This window comes from Vibrio sp. 1402, from assembly GCF_033340275.1.
Window position 1 is genome coordinate 1 of record NZ_JAWOWE010000083.1, and the last position, 1099, is coordinate 1099.

The 1099-nt window shown below is 42.3% G+C and carries 3 protein-coding genes; 1 reads left to right on the forward strand and 2 read right to left on the reverse strand.

Going from position 1 to position 1099, the window contains the following annotated elements; translation table 11 throughout:
• Positions 1-254, forward strand: a 254-nt coding sequence (locus R7044_RS24260; protein WP_225455878.1) for a DUF3693 domain-containing protein, incomplete at its 5' end; no start/stop codon positions are given.
• Positions 255-404: 150 nt separating this feature from the next.
• On the opposite strand, the gene R7044_RS24265 is transcribed toward R7044_RS24260, so the two are convergent.
• A complete protein-coding gene (locus R7044_RS24265) occupies positions 405-689 on the reverse strand; it encodes a hypothetical protein (RefSeq protein ID WP_224067156.1) in 285 nt (94 codons plus the stop codon).
• 162 nt (positions 690-851) lie between these two features.
• The coding region (locus tag R7044_RS24270) for an XRE family transcriptional regulator (protein ID WP_225455879.1) at positions 852-1099 on the reverse strand (248 nt) is incomplete at its 5' end.

Genomic DNA, 1099 nt, shown 5'->3' on the forward strand with positions numbered 1-1099 from the left:
AAGCACTTTTTCTTGCTAAAGAAATTGGAGCAGATACAGAATCCGTTTTGGTGTATTTAGCCGCTGATAAAGCCAAAACGTACGAAGCTCAACAAGCTTGGGCGAAGATTGCAAAAAAGTTTAACGGGCTAGGATTATCAAGTATTTCAATGGTTTGTGGCATGTTTGCGTTGTGGCTTGGCGACCTTAAAATAGCTATAGCTAAGTGCGCATTATGGGTGAGTGTTATGTTGAGTGGTTCGCCTTTGGCCTAGAACGCGCAAAGGGTGGGCGAGAGAATTGCTCATTGTCGTAGCTCGCTGCGTACATGCCATGAGAGAGAATCGCTTTGAAGAGATAGCCCGTAACATAAAAAGCGTATAATGCGCATTAAGGAAGAAATGACATACCAAACGCTGAGTATGTCATTTTAGTTTGTCTTTGTTTTTAATCATGAAGTAGTTCAGGAGGCTTTTGCAGTCTTCTGGTCTTCCTTCCAGTTTGATACTTTTTATTTTTCCGCTTTTATCGGTTTTGTATTCATACATGCAGAAATCATCGCCGTTTCTGATTTTGTCTATGCGTTCCTTGCCATAGACTTCTTCAATTGGTCGGTTTGGGTCTTCTTCTCGACCAATGATTTCGCCCATTGTCTGGCTTGCCAATGAACTTGAGCTCATTAAGGCCATTGATAATATGATCTTCTTCATCGTTATAACTTCGTCGGTTAGCGAGCATTTTGGGAGGGGCCCGCTTAGCGGGAGGGACCTAAAAGCGGAGCCAAACCCCCGTCTAGTATTACGGGGGTAAATTCCACTGAATCATCAGTGTTCTCCGTGTATTCGCAAGCGTAGCGCGCCAGTGTTTGAGCGCTAGCGAGTCTTATCAGAGGAGAAATTATTTCTTGCTTTGTTACTTTGGTTCCTCAAATACAAACCTTCTACCATAATCGACAATGACTCGATCTCTGATTCATTAAAATCCCCAATTGCTGAACTAATTTTTTCTATCAGTCTCTCGTGTGGGTTTTGTTCTCTTCCTAAGATTTCATTTACAGATACACCTAGTCTCTTTGCTATAAGAACTAGCTCAGATGCTTTTGGTTCTGTCTTCCCCGATT

Excerpts from the sequence above, each read along its gene's own strand:
- R7044_RS24265 (WP_224067156.1), bottom strand. The coding sequence starts at position 689 with ATGAAGAAGATCATATTATCAATGGCCTTAATGAGCTCAAGTTCATTG.